Source organism: Mesorhizobium sp. M7A.F.Ca.CA.003.01.2.1 (assembly GCF_003998945.1).
Classification (GTDB): Bacteria; Pseudomonadota; Alphaproteobacteria; order Rhizobiales; family Rhizobiaceae; genus Mesorhizobium; species Mesorhizobium ciceri.
The window spans coordinates 1-787 of the sequence record NZ_RZRA01001476.1; the positions used below are offsets into that span (position 1 = coordinate 1).

The window sequence follows — 787 nt, forward strand, 5'->3', positions numbered from 1 at the left end:
GCCTTCCCAGCCGACAAATGTGCTGCCGCTAAGGGAAGGCTGAGCTTGGCTGCTCGGCTTCGGCTTGCCCGGGGCAAGTGTTCTGATAAGAAGCCATCACCATCATCAAACAGACGGAGCGGCCATGTCCCAGCCCATCAAGATAGGCATCGTCGGCGTCGGCAAGATCGTCCGCGACCAGCACCTGCCGGCCCTGGCGAAAGACCAGGACTATCGCCTCGTCGCGGCCGCCAGCCGTCACGGCAAGGTGGATGACATCCCGAATTTCCCCACCATCGAAGCCATGCTCGACGCCGTAGCCGAGCTCGAGGCCGTCTCGCTCTGCATGCCGCCGCAATTCCGCTACGACGCGGCGCGGACGGCGCTGACGGCAAAGAAGCATGTCTTCCTGGAGAAGCCGCCAGGCGCTACTGTCAGCGAGGTCGAAGACCTCAAGACATTGGCTGCGCACAACGGCGTCTCGCTGTTCGCCAGCTGGCACTCGCGCTATGCGCCGGCCGTCGAGGCCGCACGTGCTTTTCTAAGTTCAGCCCGCATCCGCTCGGCTGCCATCAACTGGAAAGAGGATGTGCGCCGCTGGCACCCGAACCAGGAATGGATCTGGGCTCCCGGCGGTTTTGGCGTCTTCGATCCCGGCATCAACGCGCTGTCGATTGCCACCCATATCCTGCCGGCCATGTTCATCACCTCGGCGGTGCTCGACTTTCCCGAAAACCGCGCCTCCCCGGTTGCCGCGCGCGTCACCTTCCGCACCTCGAATGGCCTGCCGGTGACGATGGACCTCGAC

The 787-nt window shown here is 63.9% G+C and carries 1 protein-coding gene; it reads left to right on the forward strand.

Annotation, left to right across the window (positions count from 1 at the left end):
• Nucleotides 1-124: 124 nt before the first annotated feature.
• Nucleotides 125-787 (forward strand): Gfo/Idh/MocA family oxidoreductase (locus EN969_RS33575; RefSeq protein WP_164758772.1); only part of this gene is annotated, 663 nt, incomplete at its 3' end.